The organism is Opitutaceae bacterium TAV5 (assembly GCA_000242935.3).
In the GTDB taxonomy this organism is placed as follows: Bacteria; Verrucomicrobiota; Verrucomicrobiia; order Opitutales; family Opitutaceae; genus Geminisphaera.
Genome location: CP007053.1, coordinates 3,609,695 through 3,635,412, shown reverse-complemented (window position 1 = coordinate 3,635,412; position 25,718 = coordinate 3,609,695). Strand labels below are relative to the sequence as shown.

General features: G+C 64.7%; 17 protein-coding genes. 7 read left to right on the top strand and 10 right to left on the bottom strand.

Annotated elements, in window-relative coordinates; translation table 11 throughout:
• Positions 1-134 precede the first annotated feature (134 nt).
• The 6 genes from OPIT5_15560 (at position 135) to OPIT5_15535 (ending at position 11,180) form a co-directional block, all read left to right on the top strand.
• Entirely contained in the window at positions 135-1,013 is an 879-nt protein-coding gene (locus OPIT5_15560; GenBank protein AHF91427.1) for a hypothetical protein, read from the top strand.
• Positions 1,010-3,526, top strand: a complete 2,517-nt coding sequence (locus tag OPIT5_15555; GenBank protein ID AHF91426.1) for a heparinase — start codon at positions 1,010-1,012, stop codon at positions 3,524-3,526. Before OPIT5_15560 ends, OPIT5_15555 begins: the two co-directional genes overlap by 4 nt.
• Positions 3,527-3,658: 132 nt before the next feature.
• Positions 3,659-5,869, top strand: a complete 2,211-nt coding sequence (locus tag OPIT5_15550) for a heparinase (GenBank protein ID AHF91425.1) — start codon at positions 3,659-3,661, stop codon at positions 5,867-5,869.
• A 239-nt stretch (positions 5,870-6,108) separates the two neighbouring features.
• A complete protein-coding gene (locus OPIT5_15545) occupies positions 6,109-8,046 on the top strand; it encodes a heparinase (protein AHF91424.1) in 1,938 nt (645 codons plus the stop codon).
• Between the two features lie 66 nt (positions 8,047-8,112).
• Positions 8,113-9,726: an ABC transporter substrate-binding protein gene (locus OPIT5_15540; protein AHF91423.1), complete on the top strand. Its 1,614-nt coding sequence runs from the start codon at positions 8,113-8,115 to the stop codon at positions 9,724-9,726.
• 56 nt (positions 9,727-9,782) lie between these two features.
• Positions 9,783-11,180, top strand: a complete 1,398-nt coding sequence (locus tag OPIT5_15535; GenBank protein AHF91422.1) for a beta-glucosidase — start codon at positions 9,783-9,785, stop codon at positions 11,178-11,180.
• 32 nt (positions 11,181-11,212) lie between these two features.
• On the opposite strand, the gene OPIT5_15530 is transcribed toward OPIT5_15535, so the two are convergent.
• From OPIT5_15530 to OPIT5_15510, 5 genes are all read right to left on the bottom strand, one after another.
• Entirely contained in the window at positions 11,213-12,562 is a 1,350-nt protein-coding gene (locus tag OPIT5_15530) for a sulfate adenylyltransferase (protein ID AHF91421.1), read from the bottom strand.
• Positions 12,563-12,726: 164 nt separating this feature from the next.
• Complete coding sequence (locus OPIT5_15525) at positions 12,727-13,869, bottom strand: sulfate adenylyltransferase subunit 2 (protein AHF91420.1); 1,143 nt, start codon at positions 13,867-13,869, stop codon at positions 12,727-12,729.
• 10 nt (positions 13,870-13,879) lie between these two features.
• On the bottom strand, positions 13,880-14,611 hold the full coding sequence (locus tag OPIT5_15520; GenBank protein AHF91419.1) for an adenylylsulfate kinase: 732 nt from the start codon (positions 14,609-14,611) through the stop codon (positions 13,880-13,882).
• Between the two features lie 454 nt (positions 14,612-15,065).
• A complete protein-coding gene (locus OPIT5_15515) occupies positions 15,066-16,508 on the bottom strand; it encodes a hypothetical protein (protein ID AHF91418.1) in 1,443 nt (480 codons plus the stop codon).
• Between the two features lie 69 nt (positions 16,509-16,577).
• The gene (locus OPIT5_15510) at positions 16,578-18,485 is read right to left on the bottom strand and encodes a hypothetical protein (GenBank protein ID AHF91417.1); all 1,908 of its coding nucleotides are present in this window, start codon (positions 18,483-18,485) and stop codon (positions 16,578-16,580) included.
• 81 nt (positions 18,486-18,566) lie between these two features.
• Between OPIT5_15510 and OPIT5_15505 the strand changes: the two genes are divergently transcribed.
• Complete coding sequence (locus tag OPIT5_15505) at positions 18,567-19,163, top strand: peptide deformylase (GenBank protein ID AHF91416.1); 597 nt, start codon at positions 18,567-18,569, stop codon at positions 19,161-19,163.
• Positions 19,164-19,217: 54 nt separating this feature from the next.
• On the opposite strand, the gene OPIT5_15500 is transcribed toward OPIT5_15505, so the two are convergent.
• Genes OPIT5_15500 through OPIT5_15480 form a run of 5 tightly spaced genes read right to left on the bottom strand, consistent with a single transcriptional unit; the run spans position 19,218 to position 25,644 of the window.
• Complete coding sequence (locus tag OPIT5_15500) at positions 19,218-20,327, bottom strand: dehydrogenase (GenBank protein ID AHF91415.1); 1,110 nt, start codon at positions 20,325-20,327, stop codon at positions 19,218-19,220.
• Positions 20,324-21,124 carry a pectate lyase gene (locus tag OPIT5_15495; protein AHF91414.1) on the bottom strand — a complete coding sequence of 267 codons (801 nt, stop codon included), beginning with the start codon at positions 21,122-21,124 and terminating at the stop codon, positions 20,324-20,326. Before OPIT5_15495 ends, OPIT5_15500 begins: the two co-directional genes overlap by 4 nt.
• Positions 21,125-21,128: 4 nt before the next feature.
• Positions 21,129-21,833 (bottom strand): hypothetical protein, encoded by a 705-nt coding sequence (locus OPIT5_15490; protein ID AHF91413.1) that lies wholly within the window; start codon positions 21,831-21,833, stop codon positions 21,129-21,131.
• Positions 21,834-21,859: 26 nt separating this feature from the next.
• On the bottom strand, positions 21,860-23,785 hold the full coding sequence (locus OPIT5_15485) for an autotransporter (GenBank protein AHF91412.1): 1,926 nt from the start codon (positions 23,783-23,785) through the stop codon (positions 21,860-21,862).
• Positions 23,786-23,814: 29 nt separating this feature from the next.
• Positions 23,815-25,644, bottom strand: coding sequence for a hypothetical protein (locus OPIT5_15480; protein ID AHF91411.1), 1,830 nt, complete (start codon positions 25,642-25,644; stop codon positions 23,815-23,817).
• Between the last annotated feature and the right edge of the window lie 74 nt (positions 25,645-25,718).

Sequence of the window (25,718 nt, the reverse complement as noted above, 5' to 3'; positions counted from 1 at the left end):
GGGGAGCTTCATCACCTCGCCATTCTCTCCGATTCCCTGTCGCCCTCCAGCGATTGTCCATCGACACCACCGTGAGGGCGATCTGGATTCCATTTTCGCTTCCGCTCCTCCGGCCTTCCTCGCTGAAAACACCCATGCGCTCCATGATTGCGCGACTCTGCCGTCTTTTCTCTCCCGGGCGGTTTGCCCCGATTCTCCTCCTCCTCGGTATTCCGCCTGCCAGCCGCGCCCTCACCCTGCAGGATGATTTCAGCGAACTGCAAGCCGGGCCGCTGCCTCTCTCCTGGCTGGAAAAACGATGGAAGACGCACGCGGACAACGGCGTGCGGGAAAACCGCGTTTCCGTTCTTCAGGAAGACGGCAACAGCTTCATCCGTGTGAGTTATCCACAGGGCCAGATCGGCTCCCGCGCCAGCGGCGCCTCGTGGCGCTCGCCCCTGCCGCCCTCCGACGAGGCCACGGCCGAATACCGAGTGCGCTTCGAACCCGACTTTCACTGGACGTCCGGCGGCAAACTCCCCGGTCTCTCCGGCGGAACGGGCGCCACCGGCGGACGCCCCAACCCTGACGGCCTTACCGCCCGCTACATGTGGAAACCCGGAGGACGCCTCATCCTCTATCTCTACCATTCCGAACAGCGCGGGCGCTACGGCGACGGCATCCGCCTCGACCATGCCCTCCTCCGCCCCGGCGAATGGCATACCCTCAGGCAACGCATCAAGCTCAACACCCCCGGCCAGCCCGACGGCGAGCTCCAAGTCTGGATTGACGGAAAACTCGCCTTCAACCGCACGGACATGCGCTGGCGCAGCGCGGACCAGACCTGGCAAATCAACCGTTTCTACTTCAGCACGTTTCACGGAGGGGCCAGCGATGACTATCGCCCGGACCGCGACAACCATATCGACTTCGATGACTTCGTCATCACAACGGTCGATCCTCCTCCCCTCTCCGCCTCTTCCGCCCAACCACACAACCACCCTACTTCCGCGACACAACCGGCCGCCTTATGAAAGCCCTCACCCTCCTCGCCTTTCCCTTGCTCCTTGCCTGTCCTCTGGCTGCCCAGCCTCTCGACTTTCCCAATCCCGGCTTCGAAGAAGGCACCGACGGCTTCGCCCGCTGGACCGCTCCCGCCGCCGACAAAGGCATGAGCACCACCTCCGCCGAGTCTGCGCGCACGGGCAAACTCGGCCTCAAGGTCAACGACCGGAGCGGATCGTCCGGCAGCAGTCTTTACTCGACGCGGATACCGGTACGGCCCGGACGCGGTTACGAACTGTCGTTTTCCGGCCGGATCGTGGAGGGCGGCGGCATTGACGTTTATCTCCAGTTTTTCGATACAGCGGGAAAACTCATCCCTCCCGGAGACCGTTTTGTGATGTCGCTCCGCACCGCCGCCGCCACATGGACGCGCCACACCCTGCCCGCCATCGCCCCCGAAAAAGCGGCCACCGCCGCCGTCTGGATTCACTCCTACAACCAGGTCACAGTCACCGCCCTCTTCGACGATTTTTCACTGCGGGAAATCTCTGCCAGCGACGCCTCGGCCGCCATCGCCGCCCGCGCGGGCAATTCCGGCCGCGTCCTTTCCGCCAATCCTCTTCCCGACTTCCCCAAACCCCATCCCGAAAAAACCTTCGCCGAATACAAAGTGCTTCAACCTGACGGAGGAGTCTTGCGCAAGCCGGTCGAAGACTGGCAAGGCGCGCGCCAGCGTGTCGCCACCGACCCTGCCTGGGCCGCCTGGCTGAAGGAACGTCGCGAAACCACCGACGCCTGGATCACCCGCCACCGCGACCGGGTCGAGTGGCAAACAGGTTACTGGCACCACTTCGTCAGCCCGAAAGACGGCTCCTTCCTTGAGTGGACCGACGACATCCCCGGCGAGGAAACCGATCATCTCATGAGCCGCAGCGGGCACCGCGTCGAAATCACCCCCGATATCTTCGGGGGCTGGGTATTCGGTTTCCGCAAGCGCAACTTCGAGCAGACGGTCGAAGCCGCCCGCCTGTATCGGCTGACAGGAGAAACCCGCTACGCCGAGTGGGCCGCCGGCCAGCTCGATTTTTACGCGAACAACTACGACCGTTGGGGCAAGAATCCCCGGCAAAGAAAAGGTTCGCACATCGGCTGGCAGGCGCTCGAAGACGCCACCTGGCTGACCCTGAAGGTGGATGCCGCGCGCCTGCTTTTCGATTATGCAGGAGAAACGAGGAGACAGGCGTGGTTTGCCAAACTCCTCAAACCCCAGGCCGAACTGCTTACCGGCATCGGTCAGGATATCCACAATATCCCCACTTGGTATCGTTCTTCCGCCGCCCAGGTCGCCCTGCTCTACAAGGACAATGACCTCTGGAACCGTACTGTGGACGGCAAACCCTATGGCCTGCGGGAGCAACTGCACCGCGGCGTCACCAGCGATTATTTCTGGTATGAACAGGCCATGGGTTACAACGCCTACATCATCGTGGCCACCCGTCCCCTCTTCACCTTTGCGGGCCTGATCGGAGAAGGCCACCGGCTGCGCGACGAGGCTGCCATCGCCCAGAATCTTGTGATCGCTCCGCTCGCGATCCGCTTCCCCGACGGCACCATTCCCAATCCCGCCGACTCGCACCGCCCCGCCCGCGCCTCGGCGAATGGGCTCGCCGGCATTTATCGCATCCTGCCGACGACGCTGGGACTGGCCGCCGCGGCGGATATCCGCTCATGGGACACCCTCGTCGATCCTCCTCCCCTTTCGCCTCAGGAGACGCCGGAACTGCCTCCGGTCGTTTCCCGGCACATGGAGTCCATCCGCTTCGCCCTGATGAAAAAAGGCCCGTGGCAAGTGTTTTTCCACTACGGACAGATCCATCGTTCCCATTCCCAATCCGAAGCGCTCAACTGGTCAGCTTCGTTCGAGGGCGTGGATGTCACCCATGATCCGGGCACGGTCGGTTACGGTTCGCCCATGCACCGCGGCTACTACCAGAGGGGCCTCAATCACAACATCCCCCTCGTCAACGGCGAAGGCCAGGTGCCGTGGGATCCCGGTGAAATGACACTTTTCGACGATGCCAGAGGCGTCATGACAGCCCGGCAGCCCTCCTGGCGTCCCGACGCTTCGGCAAGCCGCACCCTGCGCATCGATGGCGACCGCCTCATCGATGAAACCACCGTCACCTATACGGGAACGGAAACCGCAGGCGCGACCCTCAGCCTCTCCCTCCACCTGCACGGTACGCCCAAACTGCCCGACATCTTCAAGCCTGTCTCCGGCTTCGCCACCGGTCGTCCGGCGGAGTTCGGCTACTGGGAGGAGGTACGCTCGGCCCGCTTCGAAAACGAAGCGGTGATCGACGTCGTTTTCCCCGAGGGCAAAATCCTGCGCGTGCGCTTCGCCACGCCTGGAGCGTTCACTCTCTGGCAAGGTTCATCGCCCGACGCTCCACCTGACCGCCGCGCCGGTTTTTACATCGAAAAAACGGAGCCCGCCCGCGAGGCCTCCTTCGTCACCGAACTGGCCCCGGCCGCGCCCTAGGGCAATCCAGCCGGGGCGGCCCGGTTCCTGCCGGGCTGCATGTTCCAATCCCGCTCCTGCATGGTAGCCAACTCTCCGCATTCGCCTCAGCAAATCTGCAATTCGCCACACTTCTCCGGTTCGCCAGGGTCGATGCTCCGGCCTATCATTCGCCTCATGCCCACCTCCCGCCGTCTCCCCTCCCCCTTCGTATTCGCATCCCTGCTGCTCGCGCTTCTGCTCTCCGCCGTTGCCGCTGACCAGCCTCCGGTCTTCGAACACCCCGATTTTCCCAAACCCGAAAACGGACGCGAAGTCACGGCCGGGGAGTTTGCCCAACCCGACCCGTCGCGCCCTGCGCGCATCGGCGCCAGCCGCCATCCCTGGGCCTCGCCGGAGGAATTTCGCAAACTGGGCGAGTGGTTCGCCGACACCGCCGACGGACGCGCCGCCTGGGAGGCCGAAGCCGCCTTCGCCGCGCAAACCGTCAACCAGTGGCATCTCCCCAAAACCGGCTTCGGCGCCAGCCGCTACATTTACAGCCTGCGCGACCTCACGCGCCTTTCGCTCGTTCACCTGTTCACCGGACACGATCTGCTCGGGCAATTTCTCAAAACGCATCTGACGCACATCGCCGCCCTGCCGCCCGCCTTCTGGCTCCACTCCGAATTGCGCGGCAACAACGCCGGTCTCGAAACCGCCCAGACCGGCCTCTCCTTCGCCAACGCCCTCGCCGCCTCACCCGACTTGTTTTCCGCAGACGAAATCGCCTCGATGGACGCCGCGCTGCGTGCCAAGGCGCTCGTTCCCTGCCTCACATGGCTCAAGACCGACAAAGCCAACAACTGGACCGCCGTCATCGCCACTGGCACGCTCGTCATGGCGCGCTATCTGGACGACGGCGACGCGCAACGAACCGCCGTCCGCCGCCTGCGCTGGTACCTCGATTCCACGGTCGAGGCCGACGGCAGTTATGGCGAGGGGACAGGCTATTTCTATTATCCGATCGACACGCTCTTTTCCGCGGCGCTCGCCATGTCGCCCGAGCAACTGAAAACCGTGTTCTCCGGCGCGCCCCTGGCCCACTCCTCGCGCTGGCTCGCGTATCATTATTTCCTGTTCCGCGGCCGCGACAAAGACGCCGCCGGCTATCAACCGATGCGCGCCCATTTTCACGACAACTCGTATTGGGGCCGTCCTCCTGCCGCCACCACCGCTCTCTTCTCCTCCCTCTATCATGACGGCCTCGCGCGCTGGCTGGGCGACGCATTTTTCCCGCCAAACAGTTCCGTCAAAAGCGAAACGGAGGAAGAACGAGGGGACGTGCGGCACTGGCGAATCTTTCTGTTTCTGCAAAAACAGGGAGCGGGATCGGGATTGGCAGTAAAACTGCCGCCGGCCCGGTCCCCCGCCGAACTCGGCCTGCCCACCCTCGCCTCCTTCGCCAGCGGCGAGAATTTTATCCGCTCCGGCTGGGATGACAACGGCGTGGTGTTCGCGCTCAACAATGCAGGCGCGACCAAAACAAATTACAGCCACCATCACGCCTGCCGAAACTCCTTCGTGCTGGCGGCCTTTGGGGAATACCTCGTCGTCTCGCCCGGCTCCGCCTCCTATCGCAGCCCGTTGCATTTCGAATACGATATGAGCACGCGCGCGCAAAACACGGTTGAAATCGACGACAAGAACCAGTTGCTGCCGATCAAGCCCCGGACAACGGCGATGATCCAAGGCCGGCCCGTCGCGAAAACCACCTTGCTGGCCGCGGGCAAAGCCGCCGACGTCCTCGCCAGCGATGCCACCGGCGCCTATGCGCAACCCCACAAGCGAATCGGACGCGTCGTGGTTTATGCCCGGGAACCGGGCTATTTCGTGATGTTCGACCGCCTCGAAAGCACAGGTGAAACCCACTCCTACGCCTGGCGCCTGCATTTCAACAATCGTGACGGACGCGCCGTGCTTTCGACCACGGAAGGAAGAGGCGGAGCCGATTCGCGTTCGTTTTTGCTGAAACGCCCGAAAGCCGCGCTCGAAATGTTTGTCGCGGCGGATGCACCGCTGGACGCGTCGGTGGGCGAAGGGCACATGCACGGCCAGGGTCGCGATTACAGTCCCGGCGGGGCGAACGAGGGAAAACCCGGCAGCGCGATCGAGTTGACGGTTCGCAACCGCGAGCCGGCCGCGAATCTCGGCTTTGTATCCGTATTGCGTCCCGTGGCGGCGGCCGGCGCTCCCCTCCCCGCGCCCTTGTCCATTTCGTTTTCCGATGGAAAACTCCATGTCGGCCACGACGTGTTTTCGCTCAATGACAACCACCTCGCCATCACAATCGGCGGAGTCACGGAAACCTTTGTCGTGTGGTAGCCATGACGTAAATCGCCCCCCCCGCTCCCGTTCCCTGATCTTTAAGGGAAGTTCTTGAAATTCATTTTTGAACAGAAGGAAACAAAGGCAACGAGGGTAAAACAAAGAAGACCCTGAACAATAAGTCATTTATTCTAATAAAATTAAACAGGAGTGAACCGTAAGCGTCCTTGGTTGTTCTTCGTTCTCTTCGTTGCCTTCTGTTCAATTCCTGGAAGTTCCCTTAATTTTTAATTCCGATGACCACCTCCGGCCTCCCGCTCGCATTCGCCCCCCTGCTGCTCGCGCTTCTGCTCTCCGCCTTTGCCGCCCCGGTCCGCGCGGTATCCGCCGATCCCTGCGCCACGCTCGATGAGCTTGCCCGCACGTCCAGTCCCGACCTTGCCGCCTCCCGCGATGCACTGGTTGCCGCCGCCCGCGAGGAAGCCGCGCAAAAACCGCTCATCCGTCGCCCCCGTGACCTCGCCGAGCTGCGCGCCTCCGGCATCAACATGAAGTATAAAACAAAACCCGCGCACATGCCTCATCTCGATGATGCCGGTTTCGAACGCCTTGCCCTCGGCCTCGGCGACTCCTCCGCGGCCAGCGAACTCAGCCGCCGCCTCCCCCGCATCGCCGCTGCCGCCCGCCTGACCGGTGATCGTGCGCTCGCCGGTTATGTTTGCGCACAACTCGCCGAGCTGGCCACGTGGGCTCCCCTCGAACGTCCCGGCTGGTCCGGCGGCTCGGCCACCTCCGGCGGCGCGTGGCTCGGCACCGGCTGGGCCGTCCGCGCCATCACCGAATCCATAAAACTCCTCCCGGACGGCTCCGTTTCACCCGAGCTTCGCCAAGCTCTCGACACCCGCTTCGAAGCCGAGATCGCCCGCATCCGCGACGACTGGCGCACGCAGCGGAGCTGGTTCATCAAACGCGAAGCCGCCTACAGCAACCAGTGGGTGCTCCCCAACGAGGCCATCGTCCTCGCCAGCCTCTTCAACGGACTCGACCGCCACCGCGACGACTACGAATTCGGCGTCAGGAACATCCTCCGCTCCCTCGATGCCCAGGGCCCCGACGGCGAGTTCGTCGAAGGCATGGGTTACGGCTCCATCACCCTTTCCAGCGTTCTCTCCGTTGCCCGCGCCACGGCGCTCCAGGCCGGCGATACCCGTCTGCTTGACCACCCCTTCCTCAAAAAATTCCCCGTCTGGCTCATGCACCATCAGCAACCGGGCCGCTTTACCATCAATGCTTTTGACAGCTGGGCCGGCATCGATCCCGGCCTCCTTGCCCAACTCGTCACCGATACCGGCCATCCCGTTGCCATCTGGGGTTTCAACCGCCGCGTTCCGGAAGCGCGTTCCGCCACCTTCGCCACCTCGCTCCCCGTTTTCCTCGCCCGCGCCACCCTTGCCGGGAACAAAAACCTCGCCCCGCTTCCGCCCCCCGCCTTCGCCTCCTACCGCATCGCCACCCGGGTCAACTGGATCGAATCGTGGGAAAATTCACCCGGAGGAAAAGTATCCGGATTATGGATTCGCGGCGGCCACGCCACCGACGCCCACGACCACCAGGACCGCGGGCACGTCAACCTCATCCTCGACGGCAAGCCCGTGCTTATCGAAGCCGGCCTCGTTTCCTACGGACTTCCCGAACATCCCACCCACTTCCGCAGCATCGCCGGACACAACGTCCTGCAAGTCGGCGACCATGCACCCGCCGCCCTCACACCCGAAATCCTCAAAGCCGGAGCCGGGCAGATTCTCGACCGCGCCCACCGCTCCGCTCCCCTCACCGTCGCTCGCCTCGACGCCACCGGCGGCGACATCACCGTGGATGCCTCCGGCTGCTATGCCAGCGTCAACCGCTGGGTCCGCCGCGTGGTCTGGGACCGTGCCGGCGCGGACATCACCGACGAAGTCGAGCTGCGCGAACCCGATATCATCCTCTTCCGCTGGCATCTCGGGCAACCCGCCGATGCGCCCCGCACCCTCGCCGACAACCGGGTTCAGGTCGGCGACATCGTGATCCGGAGCGAAGCGACCGCGCCCCTGCAGATCACCGTCGAACCCATGCCCGACGGCACCCTGCTCTCCGGAAAAATGAATCACCACGCCTGCGTTGTCGTTCGTACGGTTTCTCCCGCCCGTACGCTCACGTTGCGCACACGGGTCCAGCTCGACACCCCCCACTGACTCCTGCTCCTGCCGGCAACCGCTTCGCGGCCGGAACGCTCTCTCCACCGGCTTTTTTCCCTCGTCATGACCCGCGACAAATTCACCACGCTTGTCGGCCTCGCCCTCCTTGCCGGCTGTTTCACGTTTTCTCTCGTCAAAATTCTCGGCCGGGCGCGCTCCGACCGCACCGACGATCGCGAGGTGATCCGCTTCGCCCACTGGCAACTCGAAGCCGGCCTGCGCACCGCTTTCGATGCCCTCACCCGCGATTACGAAAAACTCCACCCCGGCGTCCGCGTCGAACAGCTCGCCATCCCGGAGCGCACCTACACGCAGTGGCTGCAAACCCAGCTCATCGGCGGCACCGCCACCGACCTCATCGAACTCGGCAAGATGCCCCGCAACGCCGAGGACGAAATGCTCTCCCGCTTTTTTCTCCCTCTCACCGATTACGTCGAACAACCCAATCCCTGGAACCGCGGCACCGACCTCGAATCCGTTGCCTGGCGCAACACGTTCATCGACGGCCTCGTCGGCGGTTTCAGCTACCGGCCCAATCTCCTCGAATATTACGGCGTGCCCATGTCGATGCACACCGTCCGCGTCTATTACAATGCCTCGCTCTGGAAACGTATTCTCGGTCAAACTCCCGAGCCGCGCACGTTCGACGAGTTCATCGCCATCTGCGACCGCGTCGAAAGCTGGGCCCGCGAGCAGCACGCCGCCCTGATTCCCATCGCCGGATCAAAACTCAACGGCCCCCTCATCATCTACAAGTTCGCCAACAGCCAGACGCAAAAGCTCGGTCTTGTCGCCTTGCGCAATTACGCGATGCAGCGCGATCCCGTGGAACTCGGCGTCAGCTATCTGCGCGGCGACTGGTCGCTCGACACGCCTGCCGTCGTCGACGGTCTCGCCATCACGCGCGACATCGGCCTGCGCCTCCAGCCCGGCTACCTGCAAGTCCCGCGAGAAGACGCCACGTTCTACTTTGTGCAAGGCCGCGCCCTCTTCATCGCCACCGGCAGCTACGACGCGCCCAGCTTTCGCCAGCAGGCGCACTTCCCTACCGGAGTATTCAATATACCGATACCCTCGGGAGATCACCCACGCTATGGGAAAAACGTTCTCGGCCCCGCGTCCGAAGCCGCCACCACCACGAGCCTCAGCTTCGGCATCCCGCTCCAGACCGCCAACCGCGACCGCGCCGTCGATTTTCTGAGGTTTCTGACTTCGCGCTCCCAAAACGAACGCTTTACCCGGCTCAGCGGCTGGCTCCCCGCCGTGGTCGGCGCGCGGCTCACGCCCGAAGTCGAACCCTTTGTCCCGCGCGTGGACGGCTATGTGGACGGCTTCCAGATCAGCAATCCCGGTACCAATACCGCACGCATCGTCGAAAACGCGAACAACGCCCTCGTGCGTCCAGCAGGGTCGGTCGAAGCCTTCAAGGCAATCATCGCTCCGGACTACGGGAAAGCCGTCCGCGAGGATCTGGCCCGCCAGTCCGCGGTTGCGCGCCTGAATATCGCCCGGCAGGACCTGCCTGCCGCCGCCGGTCTCCTGCTCGTCCGCCACGCCTCCGATGCCGACCGGCCGCGTGTCGAAGACCGGCTCAGCGCGATTCTCGAAACGCAAAACCAGCAGGAGGCCACCCGGGCATGGATCGAAAGCGAACTCGCCCGCAATCCGGCCCGCTGAGTCCTCCGGTCTTTTCGCCTTTTTCTCCCTCCGCGTTCAGAACCGATTCCTTTTGTATGTCACCTGTCACTACCTGCAAATTTCCGGATAATTTCATCTGGGGCGCTGCCACCGCCGCGACCCAGATCGAAGGGGCCGCCGCGGCCGACGGCAAGGGTCCGTCCATCTGGGATCACTACGCCACGATTCCCGGAAAGATCCGCGACGGCGATACGCCCGCCGTCGCCTGCGATCATTACCACCGCTATCCGGAGGATTTTTCCCTGATGCGCGATCTGGGGCTTCGCCACTACCGCCTCTCCGTCTCCTGGCCCCGCATTTTTCCCGATGGCGACGGCGCGCCCAATCCGCGCGGCCTCGATTTTTACAAACGTCTCCTCGATTGCCTCGCCGGAAACGGCATCACGCCGTGGGTGACATTCTATCACTGGGACCTGCCGCAATCGCTCGAAGACCGCTTCGGCGGCTGGCGCTCGCGGAAGACCGTCGATGCCTTCGCCCGTTATGCCGATACGCTCGTCCGTGAACTCGGCGACCGCGTGCGTCACTGGTTCACGATCAACGAAATCTTTTCCTTCACCCGCAACGGCTACGGCACCGGACGCAACGCACCCGGCCTCCGCGAACCCGAGCAGGTCGTCAACCAGACCTACCACCATGCCCTCGTCGCCCACGGCCATGCCGTCCGGGCCGTGCGCGAACACGGCGCGCCCGGCGCCATCGTCGGCATGGCGGACAATCCACGCATCCCCATCCCGCTTTTCGCTACAAACGCCGCCGACATCGCCGCCGCCCGCGAGGTGTTTGTGGTGGACAACATTCGTGTCCTCGAACCGCTCCATCGCGGCACCTACACCGACACCTACCTGCGGATCATCGGCGAAGCCGACCAGCCACACGTCGCACCGGACGATTTTGCACTCATCACGCAGCGCACGGATTTTTTCGGGTTCAACGCCTACAGCGGCTACTTCGTCCGCGCCGGGCGCGACGGTCATCCCGAACGCGTGCCCTTCTCCGCGCCCTTTGCCAAAACCGACTGCGACTGGCATCACATCACCCCGCAATCGCTTTACTGGGGACCGCGGTTCTACACGGAGGTTTATGGCCCGCACCCGATCCATATCGCGGAAAACGGCTGCGGCTACATCAACGAGCCTGTCACCGGCATCGAAAGCGGCGGCGGTGCGGACGGCACGGGCACCCGCGAAGTGCTCGACCTGCATCGAAAAGTCCTGCTGCGCGAAAACCTCCTCGAACTCCACCGCGCCATCGGCGACGGCGTGCCTGTGCGCGGTTATTTCCACTGGTCATTCATGGACAACTACGAATGGACCGCCGGGTATGCCCCGCGTTTCGGCCTCGTGCATGTGGACTACGCGACCCAGCGCCGCACGCCCAAACTCAGCGCCCGCTGGTATGCCGGCGTGATGAGCGCGAACAGCGTCGCATGACCGGAGCGGCGGCGTCCCCGCCGCCGCTCCGGTCACAGTCCGCCCATATCCACCCACGGGCTGGGCTCGGGGGTGACGTTGGGTTCGGGCCAGAGGATCATGCCGGCGGCAATCGTCGCGTTGGTGAACTCGTCCACGAGCACGAAGCTGCCCGTGGTGCGGTTGCGACGGTATGAATCGACCATCAGCGGCTGGGCCACGCGCAGGCGGATGCGGCCGATGTCGTTCATGCCGATCGTCAGGTCATCCTCCACCTTGTGCAGCGTGTTGATGTTCACCTTGTAGAGCACCGCCTTGACCACCGCCTTCGCCTCGCGCGTCGTGTGCCGCACGATGTACTTGCCGCCGGGCTGGAGTTTCGAAGGCGAAAACCAGCAGATCATCGCCTCGACATCCTGCGTCACGTGCGGCTGGTTGGCCGGCTTCGCAAAAAGGTCGCCGCGCGAGGAATCGATTTCGCGGTCGAGCGTGATCGTGACCGACATCGGCGCGAAGGCCTCGGGGATTTCGCCGTCGGGTCCGTGGACGGATTTGATCTTCGCGGGGAGCCCGGACGGGAGTGCGACAATCTCGTCGCCGGGGCGAAACACGCCGCCGGCCACGCGCCCGGCAAAGCCGCGGAAATCGTGGTACGCGTCGGTGTGCGGACGGATCACCGTCTGGATCGGGAAGCGCGGATCGACGTGGTTGAGGTCGCTGCCGATGTAGACGTTTTCGAGCGTGTGCAGGAGCGGCGCGCCGGCATGCCAGGGCATGTTGGCGGAGCGCTCCACGACGTTGTCGCCGTGCAGCGCGGAGATCGGGATAAACTGGATGTCGGGGATCGCCAGGCGTGACGAAAACTCCTTGTAGGCGGCGACGATCTCGTCGAAGCGGGCTTCGCTCCAGTCGACGAGATCCATCTTGTTGACAGCGACGATGACGTGCGGGATGCCGAGGAGCGAGGCGATGAAGGAGTGGCGGCAGGTTTGCTCGATGACGCCCTTGCGCGCGTCGATGAGGATGATGGCGAGATTGGCGGTGGAGGCACCGGTCACCATGTTGCGCGTGTACTGGATGTGGCCGGGCGTATCGGCGATGATGAACTTGCGCCTGGGCGTGGCGAAGTAGCGGTAGGCCACATCGATGGTGATGCCCTGCTCGCGCTCGGCGCGGAGGCCGTCGGTGAGGAGCGAGAGGTTGAGGTGCTCCTCGCCGCGCTGCTCGGTGACGCGTTCGAGGTTTTCCAGGGTGTCCTCGAAGATGGATTTGGAATCATAGAGGAGGCGGCCGATCAGGGTCGATTTGCCGTCATCCACGCTGCCCGCCGTGGTAAAGCGGAGCAGATCCATGGAAAGGTAGTGCTGGTCGGAATGGGCGGGAGAAGCGGGTGCGGACGACATGCGGAACGAATCAGGAGTTAAGAATTGGAAAACGGTTTTAACCACTAATGGACACGGATGGACACTAATGAATAAAGCTGCACAGAATGGACCTGTTCATCAGAGACCGGTTTCCCGTGTTTGTTATCAGTGTCTATTAGTGTGCATGAGTGGTTAAAAAAATTTCAGAAATAGCCCGCTTTCTTGCGGTCTTCCATGGCGCTTTCGGAGCGCTTGTCGTCGGCGCGGGTGCCGCGTTCGGTGACGCGGGCGGAGGCGACTTCCTGGATGATCTCGGCGAGGTCGGCCGCGGTGGATTCCACAGCGCCGGTGCAGGTGGCGTCACCCACGGTGCGGAAGCGCACGGTGCGCTCGGTGAAGCTCTCGCCGGGCAACAGGTTGATGAAGGGCGTGTCGGCGAGGAGCGTGCCGCCGCGGTTCACAACGCGGCGCCGGTGCGCGAAGTAGATCGACGGAATGCGGAGGTTTTCACGGGCGATGTATTGCCAGACATCCATCTCCGTCCAGTTGGAGAGCGGGAAGACGCGGAAGTGCTCGCCGACCTGCTTGCGGCCGTTGAAAAGATTCCAGAGCTCGGGACGCTGGTTCTTCGGGTCCCACTCGCCGAATTCGTTGCGATGGGAGAAAAAGCGCTCCTTGGCGCGGGCCTTCTCCTCGTCGCGGCGCGCGCCGCCGAGGCAGGCATCGAATTTGAACTCCTCGATGGTTTCGAGCAGCGTGACGGTCTGGAGTCCGTTGCGCGAGGGGTTGGGCCCTTTTTCCTCAACCGCGGAGCCGGACTTGATCGAATCTTCCACGTAACGGACGACGAGGCGGCCGCCGGTGTCCTTCGCCAGCCAGTCGCGGAATTCGATCGTCTCGACGAAATTGTGGCCGGTGTCGATGTGGACGAGCGGGAACGGGAAACGCGCGGGGGCGAAGGCCTTTTGCGCGAGGCGCACCATGACGATGGAGTCCTTGCCGCCGGAAAAGAGGAGTGCGGGCCGCTCGAACTGGGCGGCGACTTCACGCATCACGAAAATCGCCTCGTGCTCGAGCTGGGCGAGGTGGGTGAGGTTGTAGGACGAAAATCCGGAGGCGTGAGCGGCGGCGCGGACAGGCGCGGAGGACGCGGCGACGGACGTGGCTGGCCCGGCGGCGTCCGCATCGGCGTCCGGAGTCGCGGACGCCGGTGCGGCGGGGGCGGTCGCCGGTGCGGCGGGGGCGGTCGCCGGCGTGGCGGCCGGCGGGTTGGCGGTGGGTGTGCCTGAGCGGGCGGAAGAAGACAGGGATTTGGCGGATACGGGTGCCGAAGCGATAGCGGTCATGTGGTCTTGATCAATGTCGTGAAGTGGAAGAGGAAACAGCCGAGGGAGACGGTGAAAAAAGCGCGGGCGCGGACGTGCCGGGAAACCGGATACGCGGGAGCAGGGTATCGAGAAGCGTTTGCAGGCAGGCCTCGGGCGGAGCGGCCTCGGTGTCGATGACGAGCGCGGGGACGTCGGCGCCGGGCGCGATGGACGCAGGCTCCGGCGGCTCGAATGTCGAGTCGCGCCCGGTAAATTGCCCGACTCCGCCGGCGGCGGCCTTGGCATAGAGGCCCTTCGGATCGCGACGGGCGCAGGTTTCGAATGAAGCCTTCACGTAAACGTCGAGAAGATCGTCAGACCCGATGATTTCGCGAACACGGGAGCGATTTTCCCTGAGCGGCGTGATGAACGAGCAGATCGTGATGATGCCGGCCTGTACAAAGAGTTTCGCCACTTCGGCGACGCGCCGGAGATTCTCCGCCCGGTCGGCATCGCTGAAGCCGAGCCCGCGGTTGAGGCCGGTGCGGACGTTGTCGCCATCGAGCAGGTGGGTGACGAAACCGGCGGCGAAGAGGCTGCGCTCCAGCGCGATGGCGAGCGTGCTCTTGCCCGAGCCGGAGAGCCCGTAGAGCCAGATCACCCGTCCATGCTGCCGAAACCGGGCTTCCTTTTCCGCACGCGGCAGGACGCGATCGAACACCGGATGAAGATTGGCGGCGGCAGCGACTGCGGAGTCGGCACTGTTGACGGAAGAACCCATTTGTTTAGTGAGTTCATAAACATTCAGAACTTAATTATTCCCGCAAGCTCAAAATACCCCCTGAAAAAGGGGAATTAGATTAGTTTTTGATTATGAAATGGATAAAAATTCCAGATCCCGATGCACATAAAACAGGACAGCCCTGGATGTCGGACGCAAGTGGGTTCGACAGGAGCGGTGGGGATCGACGGAGCGGCGGCATTCCTGCCGCTGCGACGAGGTGCGCCAGCACCTCGCCCAATGCTTCGCCGCTCAACCGTATCCATGCAGTCGGACGTTTTCACGGGCGAAAACGGCGGCGAGTCAGTGGCCGCAAACCCTGCTGCAACTCAGTAGAAATCCGTCTCCCATGCAGCACGTCATCAATTGATTCAGTATTTCCTGCATGGATACGGTTTGGACCGGCGACGCTTCGCGTCGTCGCAGCGGCAGGAATGCCGCCGCTCCGTCCGGATCATTGCAGGCGCAGCGGCAGGGCGCGGTAGCGGCCGGCCTGGGTGTCGAGGAGGGCGGAGGTCGGCTGGCGTTCCTTGAGGTCGTAACCGGTGTTGATGGTCGCGGAAGGCGCGAAGGCGCCAATCACCACACAGTAGTCGTTGTTGACCATCACGCCGAGAAGTTCGCCCGTCTTGCTGAGCACGAGATCGCCGCGGTTGGGTGAAAAATCCCCGAAGACGCGACGGAAAAACCGGTTTTCCACTTTCACGTAACCGGGCGTCGCAGGATCGAGCTTGAAGGGGAGTTCGCCGTACCCGGCGCCGCCGTTGCTGATGAGAACGGCCTCCGGAAAACGGTAGGGATCGAGCGCGGTCTTGTAGGTCTTCACTCCGAAGCTGGAAAGCTGCTCCGGCGTCACGGGCACCGCGATGAGACGCGGGTCGAGTTTCAGGAAATGCAGCGCCGGGATCGTCTGGCGCGCGCCGCCTTTCGGCGGGGTGTAGGTCGCGGTGATCTGCTCCCAGTCGGCGCCGCTTTCGCGCACGCTGAACGGGGTGTCGTCGATGTGCAGGAGCGCGTAGGTCGTGGCGCCGTCGTTGACAAAAATCGTGCGGGCCTCGCGGACGCGGTTGATCTGGCCGAGGAAACTGGAGCGGCGGGCGGTCACGTCCACGCGGACGCGGTTGGCGAGGAAGTCGTTGAAAAGAGTATTGGCGTTGATGGGACGACTCTCGCGGATTTCCTTGGTGAGGTCGGCGGAGTGCTCGGCGAGCTGGCTGACGCCGGTGGCGAGCTGCGTGGTGGTTTCCTGGACTTTTTCGCGTTCCTTGCGCTCGGCATCGACCTGGAGGCGGAGGTTTTGCGCGGTTTCACGGAGGAGGTTTTTTTCCTGTTCGGCCACGCGGACGGTGACGTTGAGGTTCTCGATCTGCTTCTGCGCCTCGGCCTGGCGGGCGGCGAGGTCGGCGAGTTCCTTTTCGCGTTTCTCGACTTCGGCGGCGCGGGCGGCGAGATCGCGCTCGAGGGCGGCGGCACGCTCGGCGGCGGTCGTGGCCTGCGTTTTGGTGGTGGTGAGTTGCGCGGTGAGTTCGGCGGCGGTCTTTTCGGCGCGTTCGCGGGTCTGCGTGAGGTTCTGGTCGAGGGCGGCGCGTTCGCGCTCGAGGCGCTGGCGTTCGGCTTCGAGGCGGGCGCGTTCGGCGGCCAGCTGGTCGGCGGTGCTTTGGGTGCTCTCGAGTTGCTGCGCGAGGGTGTCACGCTGCTTGCGCTCGTCCTCGAGCGAGAGGCGCATGACGGCAACGATGTCGTCCTTGGCGGTGGCGGCGGGTGCGGTGTCCTGCGTGGTTTTGTCCGCGGCGGCGGGCGGGGGTTGCGGCCTCGGCTCGGCCTTGTCCCAGCGGGTGAGGGCAAGGAGGTTGAGCAGGAGAAAGTCGCAGAGAATGAGGAGAAGAGTCTTGTTCATCGTCCGTGGTGGCTCGGTTGGATGGGAAATAGGGAACGCACGGGACCGGCGTGAGGAAGCGGCGGCGGGCTAGAGCGGAGCGCGGCTGCCGGCAGCGGCTGCCGTGGCGGCGCCGGAGAGCTGGCCGGCCGCGGCGGCGGCGATGGCGGCCTGGCCTTCGAGAATGAGTTTGTTTTTGTAGGGGCGCACGTGGCGGATCTTGACGAGCGCGACGCAGGTGATGCCGAAAAGGTTGGAGGAGTAGGCCGCGAGGAGGTTGGGATCAAGAACGCCGAGCACTTGCAGGACGAGGGCGGCCGCGGTGCCGGCGATGCCGAGATAGAGGCCGCCGTCGAAGAGGTTCTCCTCGTTTTCCATGAGCCTGAGTTTCACGAGAGGGCCGAGCGGCAGGCGGTCGATGCTCTGGATCTTGAGCAGGCAGATGAGGTACATGCCGATCTGGAGCGCAGCGAAGAGTCCGATGGAGAGGAGCGAGTTGGTGTCCATGGCGAAGGAGGGTGGTTGATGTGTGAGTGTGGATGAATCGGTGACGTCGGAAATGACGGGAACGGCAAAACTGAGCCGGAAATCGGTGGCCGCCGGTGTGACGCGCAGCAGGAATGGTTCCGTGGCGGCGATGACGAGCCCGCCCAGAAGAATGGCGAGGACGGCGCTGACGAGATGCGGGCGGGCCACGCTGTCGCGTGTCAGTTTGGAGTTCAGGGTCTGGAGCTTGGGGTTGTCGGCAAGCGAAGCGGAGTGGGTTGAACTGCCGGTTGCCGACAACTCTGAACCCTGAACTCTGAACCCTGAACGCGGGCGGGTGGCGCGGCCGACAATGGCCCGGTCGAGCGCGCGGAGCAGGCAAAAGGCGGCGAGGAACCAGGCCACGTATTTGGCCGCGAGCACGGCGCGCGGATACAGGAGGGCGACTTCGGCGAGTTGGCCGACACCGAGAGCGGCCGGAGGCGCGGCCTGGCGGCTGACGGGGACCTGCCGCAGGAGGAGCTGGCGAACCGCGCCCTCGCCGAAACCGAGAGCGAGCCGGAGGTCGGGCAGGGCCGCCTCGGCGCCGTGCCGGGTGAAATAGCCGGCCACAGGATCGGCCGAGCCGTCGAGAAGCGCGGCGGTGTAGAGAAGCGGAAAGGCATCGGGCACGGCGCGGGAGAGGCCGGCAAACTGGGCGAGCGTCTCGACGGAACCTGTGATGCGCAGCAGGGAGGCGAGTTGCATCCAGTCGAGCCGGCGCCCGAGCGAGAGGAGGTTGAGGTAAACATCCTCGAGCGGGCCCATGCGGCCGGAGGCGTTGGCATCGGCGGCGAGGGTGGCGAGTTCGCGCTGGAGCGCAGGCGTGAGGTGCTCGCCTTGGTAGAGGAGCGCGGCGAGGAGGAGGGTGGCATCGAGCGTCTGGCCGCCGGCGCGGGTGGCGGGGACGAAGTTTTCGGTGGCGGTGATCCCGCGGGTGCTCAGGAGCGCGAGGACTCCGGGCGAACGGGAGTTGGCGAGAAAATCGCGAAGCGCGGCCCGGGCGCGTTCGGGCACGAAAAAAGTCAGGACCGGGGTACTCGCGGCGGCGCGGGTGGCGACGCCGGGTTGCTTCATGAGAGGATCGAGGAACGGATCGCGTCCGCCCCACGGAATCAGGGCGGGCTGGCGGCGGGCGAAGGCGGCGAGATCTTCCTCGAGCGCCCCGGCATGCGGATCGCCCAGCGCACGCGCCGCGTCGAGAACGATGGCGGCCGGACCCGGCCGGTTGCCGTCGAGAAGGCGCTGCCCGAGCGCGGAGGCGGCGAGCGTGCCTTCGCCGGCCTGGCGGAGGAGCGCGGGAGTCACGGATTTGATGTGAACCGGCAGCGCCCAGGCGACGAGAGCGAAGACGATGCCGGGCAACGCCCAGAGCACGACGGCCGGCCAGCGGGAAGCGGCAGGCGGCGGGGTGTCGCCGGCGGGCGGACCGGATGGACCGGACGGGAGAGTGTTATGGCCGTCGTGAGGCACGGGTGTGGGCGGACGTCTTCTTGATGGTTGCGATGAAAAGAGAAACTCGCAGGCTGCGGCGAAAATTACACGTTTCGACTCATGGTGCTGCCAATTGTTCACTACAACAACCCCGTCCTGAGAAAAAAAGGCGAGAACGTAACCGTTTTTGACGCCGCACTGGCCAAACTGGGCCACGACATGATCGAGACCATGCATGCGGCAAAAGGCATCGGCCTGGCGGCGCAGCAGATCGGGCGGGCCATCCGGTTCTGCGTCGTCGATGTGAGGACGGCGGACCGCGACTACGACTGGGAGCTGGACGGGGCGAAACCTCCGGTGGAGTTGTTCATGCCGCTCGTGATGGCGAACCCGGAAGTGAAAGCGGCTCCGGGCTGCGAAAAGGTGGTTTACGAAGAGGGTTGCCTGTCGTTCCCGGAAATCCGCGGTGACGTGTCGCGTCCGGAAGAGATCATCGTGAAATTCCAGGATGCCGACGGCGTGCCGCATGTGCTGCAGTGCAACGGCATCCTCGCGCGCTGCATCCAGCACGAGGCGGATCATCTGGCGGGCACGTTGTTTATCGACCGGATGACCAGGCGCGTGCGCGCCGGACTGGAGCGGGCGGTGAAGGAACTGGCGGACCAGACGAAGGCCGCGGAGGACGCCGCAACCGGAGCAACTGCGGAGCCGACATGACGAGTCGGAATCTGACAGACGGAAGGGGAGAAACAGCCGCCGGTTTACCGATTATCAGGACGATAGAGAGAAGGTGCTGGCATCCCCGAAGTTCGGAACGGGACCGGCAAGTGCCTGATCAACGAGGCGTTGGCTGAATTCGGATGCGATAACTGCATCCATGATGCGAGGCAGGCGGCCGAGGTCGGCCGTGTCGAGCGCGCAGGCGAAGTCATCGTAATAGCGGGAGAGCTGTTTGCTTTCGTAGGAGAACGTTTCGTCGAGCGTGAGAGCGGGGCCGCGGACTTCGAAGCGGGCGTCATGGAAATCGTGCCGGGCGCTGATAACACCTCGCGTGCCGATGCACTCGACAACCGACCAGTTGCGCGGATCGCGAGCGAGTGACGTGTAGCAAAAACTGTTGTGCAGATCCCAGGCGCAGCCATTTGCCATGCGGCCTTGGGCCATGAAATGGAGTTCATACTCGCCGCCCCAGAAGCGCGTGGCGCGACAGGTGGCGTCATCCGTAAATTCACTTCCCGAGAGCCAGCGGATGAGGTCCACATAGTGCATGCCGCAATTGTGCAGCGTGTGACCTTCGGGACGCGGGCGCGTGAGACGCGAGGGGTCTTTCCACTTGGGCGTGCAATGGGCGGTCCGGATAATAGCGAGTTGTCCGATCGCTCCTTCACGAATGAGGTCGTGCGCGCGGCGCAGCCAGGGGATATTTCGACTAAAAAGATTGCAGGTGAGGAGCAGCGGGGATTGGCCGGCGGCAGAGCGTTTTTCCAGAAGGCATCCGATGTCTTCGGCGAGTTGCCGGGCGGCGGCGGGAGCAGGCGCAAGGGGTTTTTCGCAAAGGACGTGTTTGCCGGCGGCAAGCGCACGAAGGACGATGCCGGGACGGACAGCGGAAGGCGTGTTGACGGTGATGGCCTCGACGGCCGGATCGGCGAGAAGAACGTCGATATCCCCGGTATGCAAGGCAGCGTGGGGAGCCATCTCACGGGCAAGTCGAAGGCGACCGGTCGAGAGGTCGCAGACATGGAGAAGGTGCCAGCGGGGCGCGGCTGCGGGATTGGCCAGCGTAGCGATGTGGTCGATACCCATATGACCGGCGCCGATGGCGGCGATGCCACGCGAACGGGACGGCTGAAGATGAGGAAGCGCACCGGAAGCGTTCATGGAGACACCGCGGAGCCCGACGGTATGACAGTCGCCCCGACCAGTCGCGGATCGATGGCGGGGAGCGCTTCAGCCACGAGGCGGGCGATCTCGCGCGCGCCGGTTTCGGTGAAATGAGTGCGGTCGCCCGGGCCGGTCTGATCGGGCTGGCCAGCATTGTTGAGCGTCCAGTCGTCGGTAGCGGCTTCGCCAAGCCGGGTAAAGAGATCGGCGCTGCTTTTGTGGAGGTCGACGAGCGGGGTCTTCGTTTCGGTGGCGACGATGCGCATGGCATCAGCGTACGGTGCAAGGCGGTCGGTGAGCTGGCCTTTGCGAAAAGTGCGGCGGCTGACGGGAGTGACGAGCACGGGAGTGGCGCCGGCGGCACGGGCTTCGGTGACGTAACGGCGGAGGTTGTCGCGATAGTCGGTGGCGGCGTCGGTAGCCTCGGGTTTGTCCTTCGCGTGCGAATCGTTGTGACCGAACTGGATGAAAATGAAGTCGGGCTTGGCGCTCAGAACCCGGGTCCAGTATTTCGCCTCGAAGCTTTTGGTGCTGCGTCCGCCGCGGGCTTCGTTGAGGACGTTTACATTGGGCGCGAGGAACTCGGGGAGGAGCTGGCCCCAGCCGCGACGGGGATGCCCGGGCGGATAGTTGGCCACGGTGGAGTCGCCGACGAGGGCGAGGGTGAGCGGGGGCGGCGCGGAGGGTGTGACACCGCTGGCGGCGGCCGGCGCGGCGTGGAGGGCGCCGGCGAGGAGAAGCGACAGGCAGGCCGTAGTCACGGCTTTATGGATACAGATGAGGAAGGAGGGCATGAGATTATTCGACGGTCATCCATTGCGGTTTGTTCAGGTCGGCGGCGTCCTTGGCGAGCTGGTCGCGTTTGACGAGGGCGGCGTGGCCGTCCCAGTAAACGACATTGGCGGCGGCGCCGTGTCGGTAGGAGGTGGTCTGGTTTGTGGCGACTTCCTCGCCCGTGTAGTCATTGGAGTTCGCGTATTTCACGTGTTGGTCGAGAGCGTCGACAAAGGCAATGGTCCGGGAGGGACGCTGGACATCGCTCACTTTCACCTGCCAGAGTCCGGTGATGCCGCCGGGGCTGAGACTGGTGGAGTTGTAACCGTAGGCGGTGGAGTGTTTGTTGGAGGTGCTGTCGTAGAGGGCCTTGCCGAGAGGGCATTTGAGTTGTTCGACCATGGTGGGGCGGGGGCTGAGGATGGCGAGGAAGTGGGGGTTGCTGCGCCACCACCGGCTGCCGTATTCGGCCTCGTGAGTGTCGTCGCGAATGGGGACGTAGGTGTCTTTGTTGTCCGCGGCGTAGAGGATGTTGGCGACCTGTATCTGGCGGAGGTTGGAGAGGCATTGCATGCCACGGGCCTTGTTGCGGACGTTGCCGGCGACGGGGATGATGATCGCTGCGAGGATGCCGATGATGGCGATGACGGTGAGCAGTTCGACCAGCGTGAACGCGAGGAGGGCGGCGTGGGGAGCGATGACGCAGCGGGTGCGTGGCGTGTGTTTCATGGCGGGGCGAAAGAGGGGCAGGTGAATCAGAGGCGGGGGTGGCGGCGGCGTTGATGGAGGGCGATGCCGAGGAGGCCGGGGAGAACGACCCAGAGCCAGGTGGAGGCTTCGGGAATGGAGGAGGCGACGACGAGGTCGATGCGGTTGTCCGCATAGACGAAGTGGCTCGCCGAAAAGGCTTCGAGCCCGGCGCCGAGAGTGAGGCCGCTGAGGATGCCGCTGACGACAGAAACGTCGGAGCCGGAATCGGCATAGAAGGCAAACAGGGTCCAGGTGCCCTCGGCGAGTCCGCCGACGTCGAGGATGTTGACGGTGTTGTTGGAGAAAACGAGGTCTCCGGCGGTGTAGCTCCAGAGGTCGATCCGGTCGCCGACGCCGGGGGAACCGAGGCGAAATTCGAGGGTGGCGCCGGCATCGAGGGTGAGGAGCGGGGCAGTGGTGCCGCCGCCGTCGAAGCGGAGGGTGCCGGGAGAATCGGCGTCGCCGGCGGCGAGGGTGGCTCCGTCGGCGATGCGGATGCCGGCGGCGCCCGTCGGGGCGATGATACCGGTGCCGTCGAGACGGGCTCCGGTTTTCACGAGGACCGCGCCGGCGCCGGTGGCGGAGCCGCTGGTGTTGGTGACGCGGAGGGTGCCGGCTTCGACGGTGGTGCCGCCGGCGTAGGTGTTGCCGGTAGTGGCGGCGAACTCGACGACGCCGGTGGGAGTCCAGGTGGTATAGGCGGCCGCGCCCGCGGTATTGGCCGCGGCGGTGGCGGCGGCATCGACTTGCTGCCAGGTGGCGTTGATGAAAACGGGGACCGGCGTGGCGCCGCCGCTGTCTGTAATGCGCTTGTCGATACGCGTGGTGGCCGCTTGGTGAAGGGTGGCGAAGTTGGCCGCGCCGTCGGGATTGTTTGCGGTGTTGTTGAGGACGATGCCGTTGGTGGCGGTGGGAGCGAGCGTGACGGAGCCGGTGTCGTGGGTGCCGGCGATGGTGTTGCGGGCGTTGTTGGCGAGGACGGTGATGTTGGTGAAGCCGCCGTAGGCGCCGGCCTGGTCGAAGAGGAGGTTGAAGCTGGCGGCGGCGTCATCGAGGCCGAGGCGGATGTTGTTGGTAAGCGTGGGAGCGGCGGAGAGGATGCTGGTGTAGGCTCCGGTGGTGGCGGTATCGGAAGCGGTGAACTGGAGGCTGCCGGTGAGGTTGATGGTGTTGGTGAAACGCCAGGTCCCGGCCCCGCCGCGGGTGCGAAGATTGCCGGTGCCGGTGATCGCTCCGGAGAGCGTCACTTCGCGCCCCAGTCCGGCGGCGGTTCCCATGCGCCAGTCGGTGGTGGTGCCGTTAAGCTCGATGGCATTGGCGAGGGCGCTGCCATTAAAATTAAATCCCAGGGTCGTGCCGGAGGTGAGCTTGAGTGTCCCCGTTCCGAGGGCGGCGTTGTGATAGATCTGGACGCTGCCGCCAGCCATCTCGAAGCCGCCGGACCAAGTGGATGCGCCGTAGAGAGAGAGGGCGCCGACACCGGTTTTCGTGATGCCGTGGCCTTCGCCGCCATCGGAAATCGCTCCGGTGACTGTGACCGCGGTGGCGGTGTTCCACTCACCGCTGGCTCCGAGCACGAGACCGGAGGCGAGAGTGAGGCCGGCGGTGCCGCTCTTGGTGAGGTTGCCGGAAGCGAGGGTGAGCGAGCCGTCACCCGAAATGGTCAGGGTGCGACCGGAGGTGGACGCGGTGGTGACGTCGAGGCTGCGCGCGATGACATCGGCGCCATCGAGATCGACCGTGAGCGCGACGGTTGTATCGAAGATGGCGTCGAGCAATTCGGTGGGGGGCGTGTCGTCTGCCCAGTTGGCCGTGGTAGTCCATTTGCCGTCTCCGGCGGTGCCCTGCCAGGTGGCAGTCCGGGCGGACAGCGGAGAGGCGAGGAGGAGCGTGAAGGCGGGCAGGATGGAGGAGATGATCGGTTTTTTCATGGGCGGGTGAGGAGTGAAGACGTGCGGATTTACGGTTTTGGATTCTGGCTGGCGGTGGTGATTGCGGGTGGCGGGCGGGGGAGGCGCGGCATCGGTTCGCCAAACTGGAGAGCGCCGATGTCGGGGCGCTCGCCGCGGAAATAACCGGGCGGGCAGCCGGGGAGTTTTTCCGCCAGCGCGGAGAGATCGAGGCCGGCGGCGCGGGCGGGGCTGTCGGCGGCAAGCGTGAGGTCGGCGGCGGCGGCATCGGTCAGGCCGGGGGCGCGGTCGGTGAGCCAGAGGGCGTGGATGTCCCGGCCGGCTTGCTGCGCCAGGGCGCGGGCATCGGCCCAGTTCCGGTCGAGATCGGCCAGGTTTTGCGGGGTGAAGGGCGCTTCGCCGGGACGCGGATGCGCGGGCGTGGAGCGGGCATAGAGGTTGTAGTCGCCCTGCCAGTCGGGCGGCGGGTAGGTGACTCTGGCAGCGTTGTCCCGACGGAGCCAGGTGCGGGTCCAGAAGAGGTTGTTGTGAAAATGAAAACCGGGCGTGGTGATGGTGGAGCCGGCGGCGTAGCTCATGTTGTAGGCGGCGCCGGAGGTGGAGGTGTTGTGGTAAATCCGGACCTGGACACCGGGAACGGGGCCGTCCTTGCCGGCCCAGTTGCGGAAGTCCTGGAGGTTTCGGAGAAAGAGGTTGCGGTAGATGTAGAGAGGGCCGGCGGCGGGGTCTTTGATGCGGACAGCCACGCGGGCGTTTTCGATGAGGTTGTCGTGCCAGCGGCTGCCGGTCTGGCCTCCGGAGGTTTCGAAGCCGTCGTCGAAGATGTTGACGAGGCGGTTGTGGTGGACGTGGACGGCGGCGTTTTCCTCCGGGGTGCCGGGAAAGCCGGACTGGATGCCATCCCAGTGATCGCGAATGAGGTTGTCGTGGATTTCGTGGTGGCCGCGGCTGCTGGCGATGCGGACGGCGTAGCGGTCGTAGTAGCCACCACTTTTGCAGGCTTGCCAGGCATCCCACTGGCCGGGCTGGCGAGGGTCGGCGCCAGCGTAAGGAGCCATCCAGATTTCGTTGTGGCGGAGAGTGACGCGTTCGCTGCCTTCGCCGAGGTGGAGGCCGAAGTCGATGGGGCCGATGGCACAGTGTTCGACGATCACATCGGCGGCGCGGGTGACGTGGACGCCGTAGGCGGCGTTGCGGAGGGCGAGGCCGCGGACGACGACATGGCTGGCGCCGTCGATGGTGATGAGGGGCGTTTTCGGCGCGATGGCGAGGTCGAGGGTGCGGGGATCGAGGTTTTGTTGGAAACGGAGAAGGAGTTCGCGGGCCTCGTGGCGGTAGAGGGCGAGGGCCTTGACACCCTCCCAGCCGGAGGGGCCGATGCCGTCGCGAAAGGCGGCGGGCCAGCGGATATTGTCGCGGGGGCGGAGTTGTTTTTCGCGGGAGGGGTCGGTGCGTTTTTCGTCGAGGGTGGTGACGAGCTTGCCATTGGCGGCAATGGTGAACGCGTGGAAATCGAGCGGGGCGCGCCAGACGCCGGGAGCGATGTCGGGGGCGGGTTGCCAGTCGAGCCGGCCGGCGATGCTGCCGTCGAGGATGGCGCCCGGGCGGCCGGCAAGGGTGACGGGAGCGCCGGGCCGGCCGCCGCGCGTGAGGCGAAGGTGTTCGCGGTAAATACCGGGGCGGATGTCGATGGTGTCGCCGGGTTGCGCGCGATCGAGGGCGGTCTGGAGGGTGCGGAAAGTGTTTCCGGCGGACCCGGCCGGCTCCACCGCGGCGGCGGCGGGATCAACAACAAGGGTGGCCGCACGGGCCGGGGCGGCGAGACTCGTGACGAGAACGAGGAGGCAGGGCAGCAGCGGGTGGTGTGACAAGGGATTCATGCGGGGCGCCTGGGTGCGGGAAAACGTGGTGGAGTGACGGCAAGCGAGGAGGAGGTTTTGGCTGATGGCAAGAA

Bases quoted from the DNA above. Each gene is read 5' to 3' on its own strand.
- OPIT5_15560 (AHF91427.1), top strand. From the start codon at position 135: ATGCGCTCCATGATTGCGCGACTCTGCCGTCTTTTCTCTCCCGGGCGG.
- OPIT5_15555 (AHF91426.1), top strand. From the start codon at position 1,010: ATGAAAGCCCTCACCCTCCTCGCCTTTCCCTTGCTCCTTGCCTGTCCT.
- OPIT5_15550 (AHF91425.1), top strand. From the start codon at position 3,659: ATGCTCCGGCCTATCATTCGCCTCATGCCCACCTCCCGCCGTCTCCCC.
- OPIT5_15545 (AHF91424.1), top strand. From the start codon at position 6,109: ATGACCACCTCCGGCCTCCCGCTCGCATTCGCCCCCCTGCTGCTCGCG.
- OPIT5_15540 (AHF91423.1), top strand. From the start codon at position 8,113: ATGACCCGCGACAAATTCACCACGCTTGTCGGCCTCGCCCTCCTTGCC.
- OPIT5_15535 (AHF91422.1), top strand. From the start codon at position 9,783: ATGTCACCTGTCACTACCTGCAAATTTCCGGATAATTTCATCTGGGGC.
- OPIT5_15530 (AHF91421.1), bottom strand. From the start codon at position 12,562: ATGTCGTCCGCACCCGCTTCTCCCGCCCATTCCGACCAGCACTACCTT.
- OPIT5_15525 (AHF91420.1), bottom strand. From the start codon at position 13,869: ATGACCGCTATCGCTTCGGCACCCGTATCCGCCAAATCCCTGTCTTCT.
- OPIT5_15520 (AHF91419.1), bottom strand. From the start codon at position 14,611: ATGGGTTCTTCCGTCAACAGTGCCGACTCCGCAGTCGCTGCCGCCGCC.
- OPIT5_15515 (AHF91418.1), bottom strand. From the start codon at position 16,508: ATGAACAAGACTCTTCTCCTCATTCTCTGCGACTTTCTCCTGCTCAAC.
- OPIT5_15505 (AHF91416.1), top strand. From the start codon at position 18,567: ATGGTGCTGCCAATTGTTCACTACAACAACCCCGTCCTGAGAAAAAAA.
- OPIT5_15500 (AHF91415.1), bottom strand. From the start codon at position 20,327: ATGAACGCTTCCGGTGCGCTTCCTCATCTTCAGCCGTCCCGTTCGCGT.
- OPIT5_15495 (AHF91414.1), bottom strand. From the start codon at position 21,124: ATGCCCTCCTTCCTCATCTGTATCCATAAAGCCGTGACTACGGCCTGC.
- OPIT5_15490 (AHF91413.1), bottom strand. From the start codon at position 21,833: ATGAAACACACGCCACGCACCCGCTGCGTCATCGCTCCCCACGCCGCC.
- OPIT5_15485 (AHF91412.1), bottom strand. From the start codon at position 23,785: ATGAAAAAACCGATCATCTCCTCCATCCTGCCCGCCTTCACGCTCCTC.
- OPIT5_15480 (AHF91411.1), bottom strand. From the start codon at position 25,644: ATGAATCCCTTGTCACACCACCCGCTGCTGCCCTGCCTCCTCGTTCTC.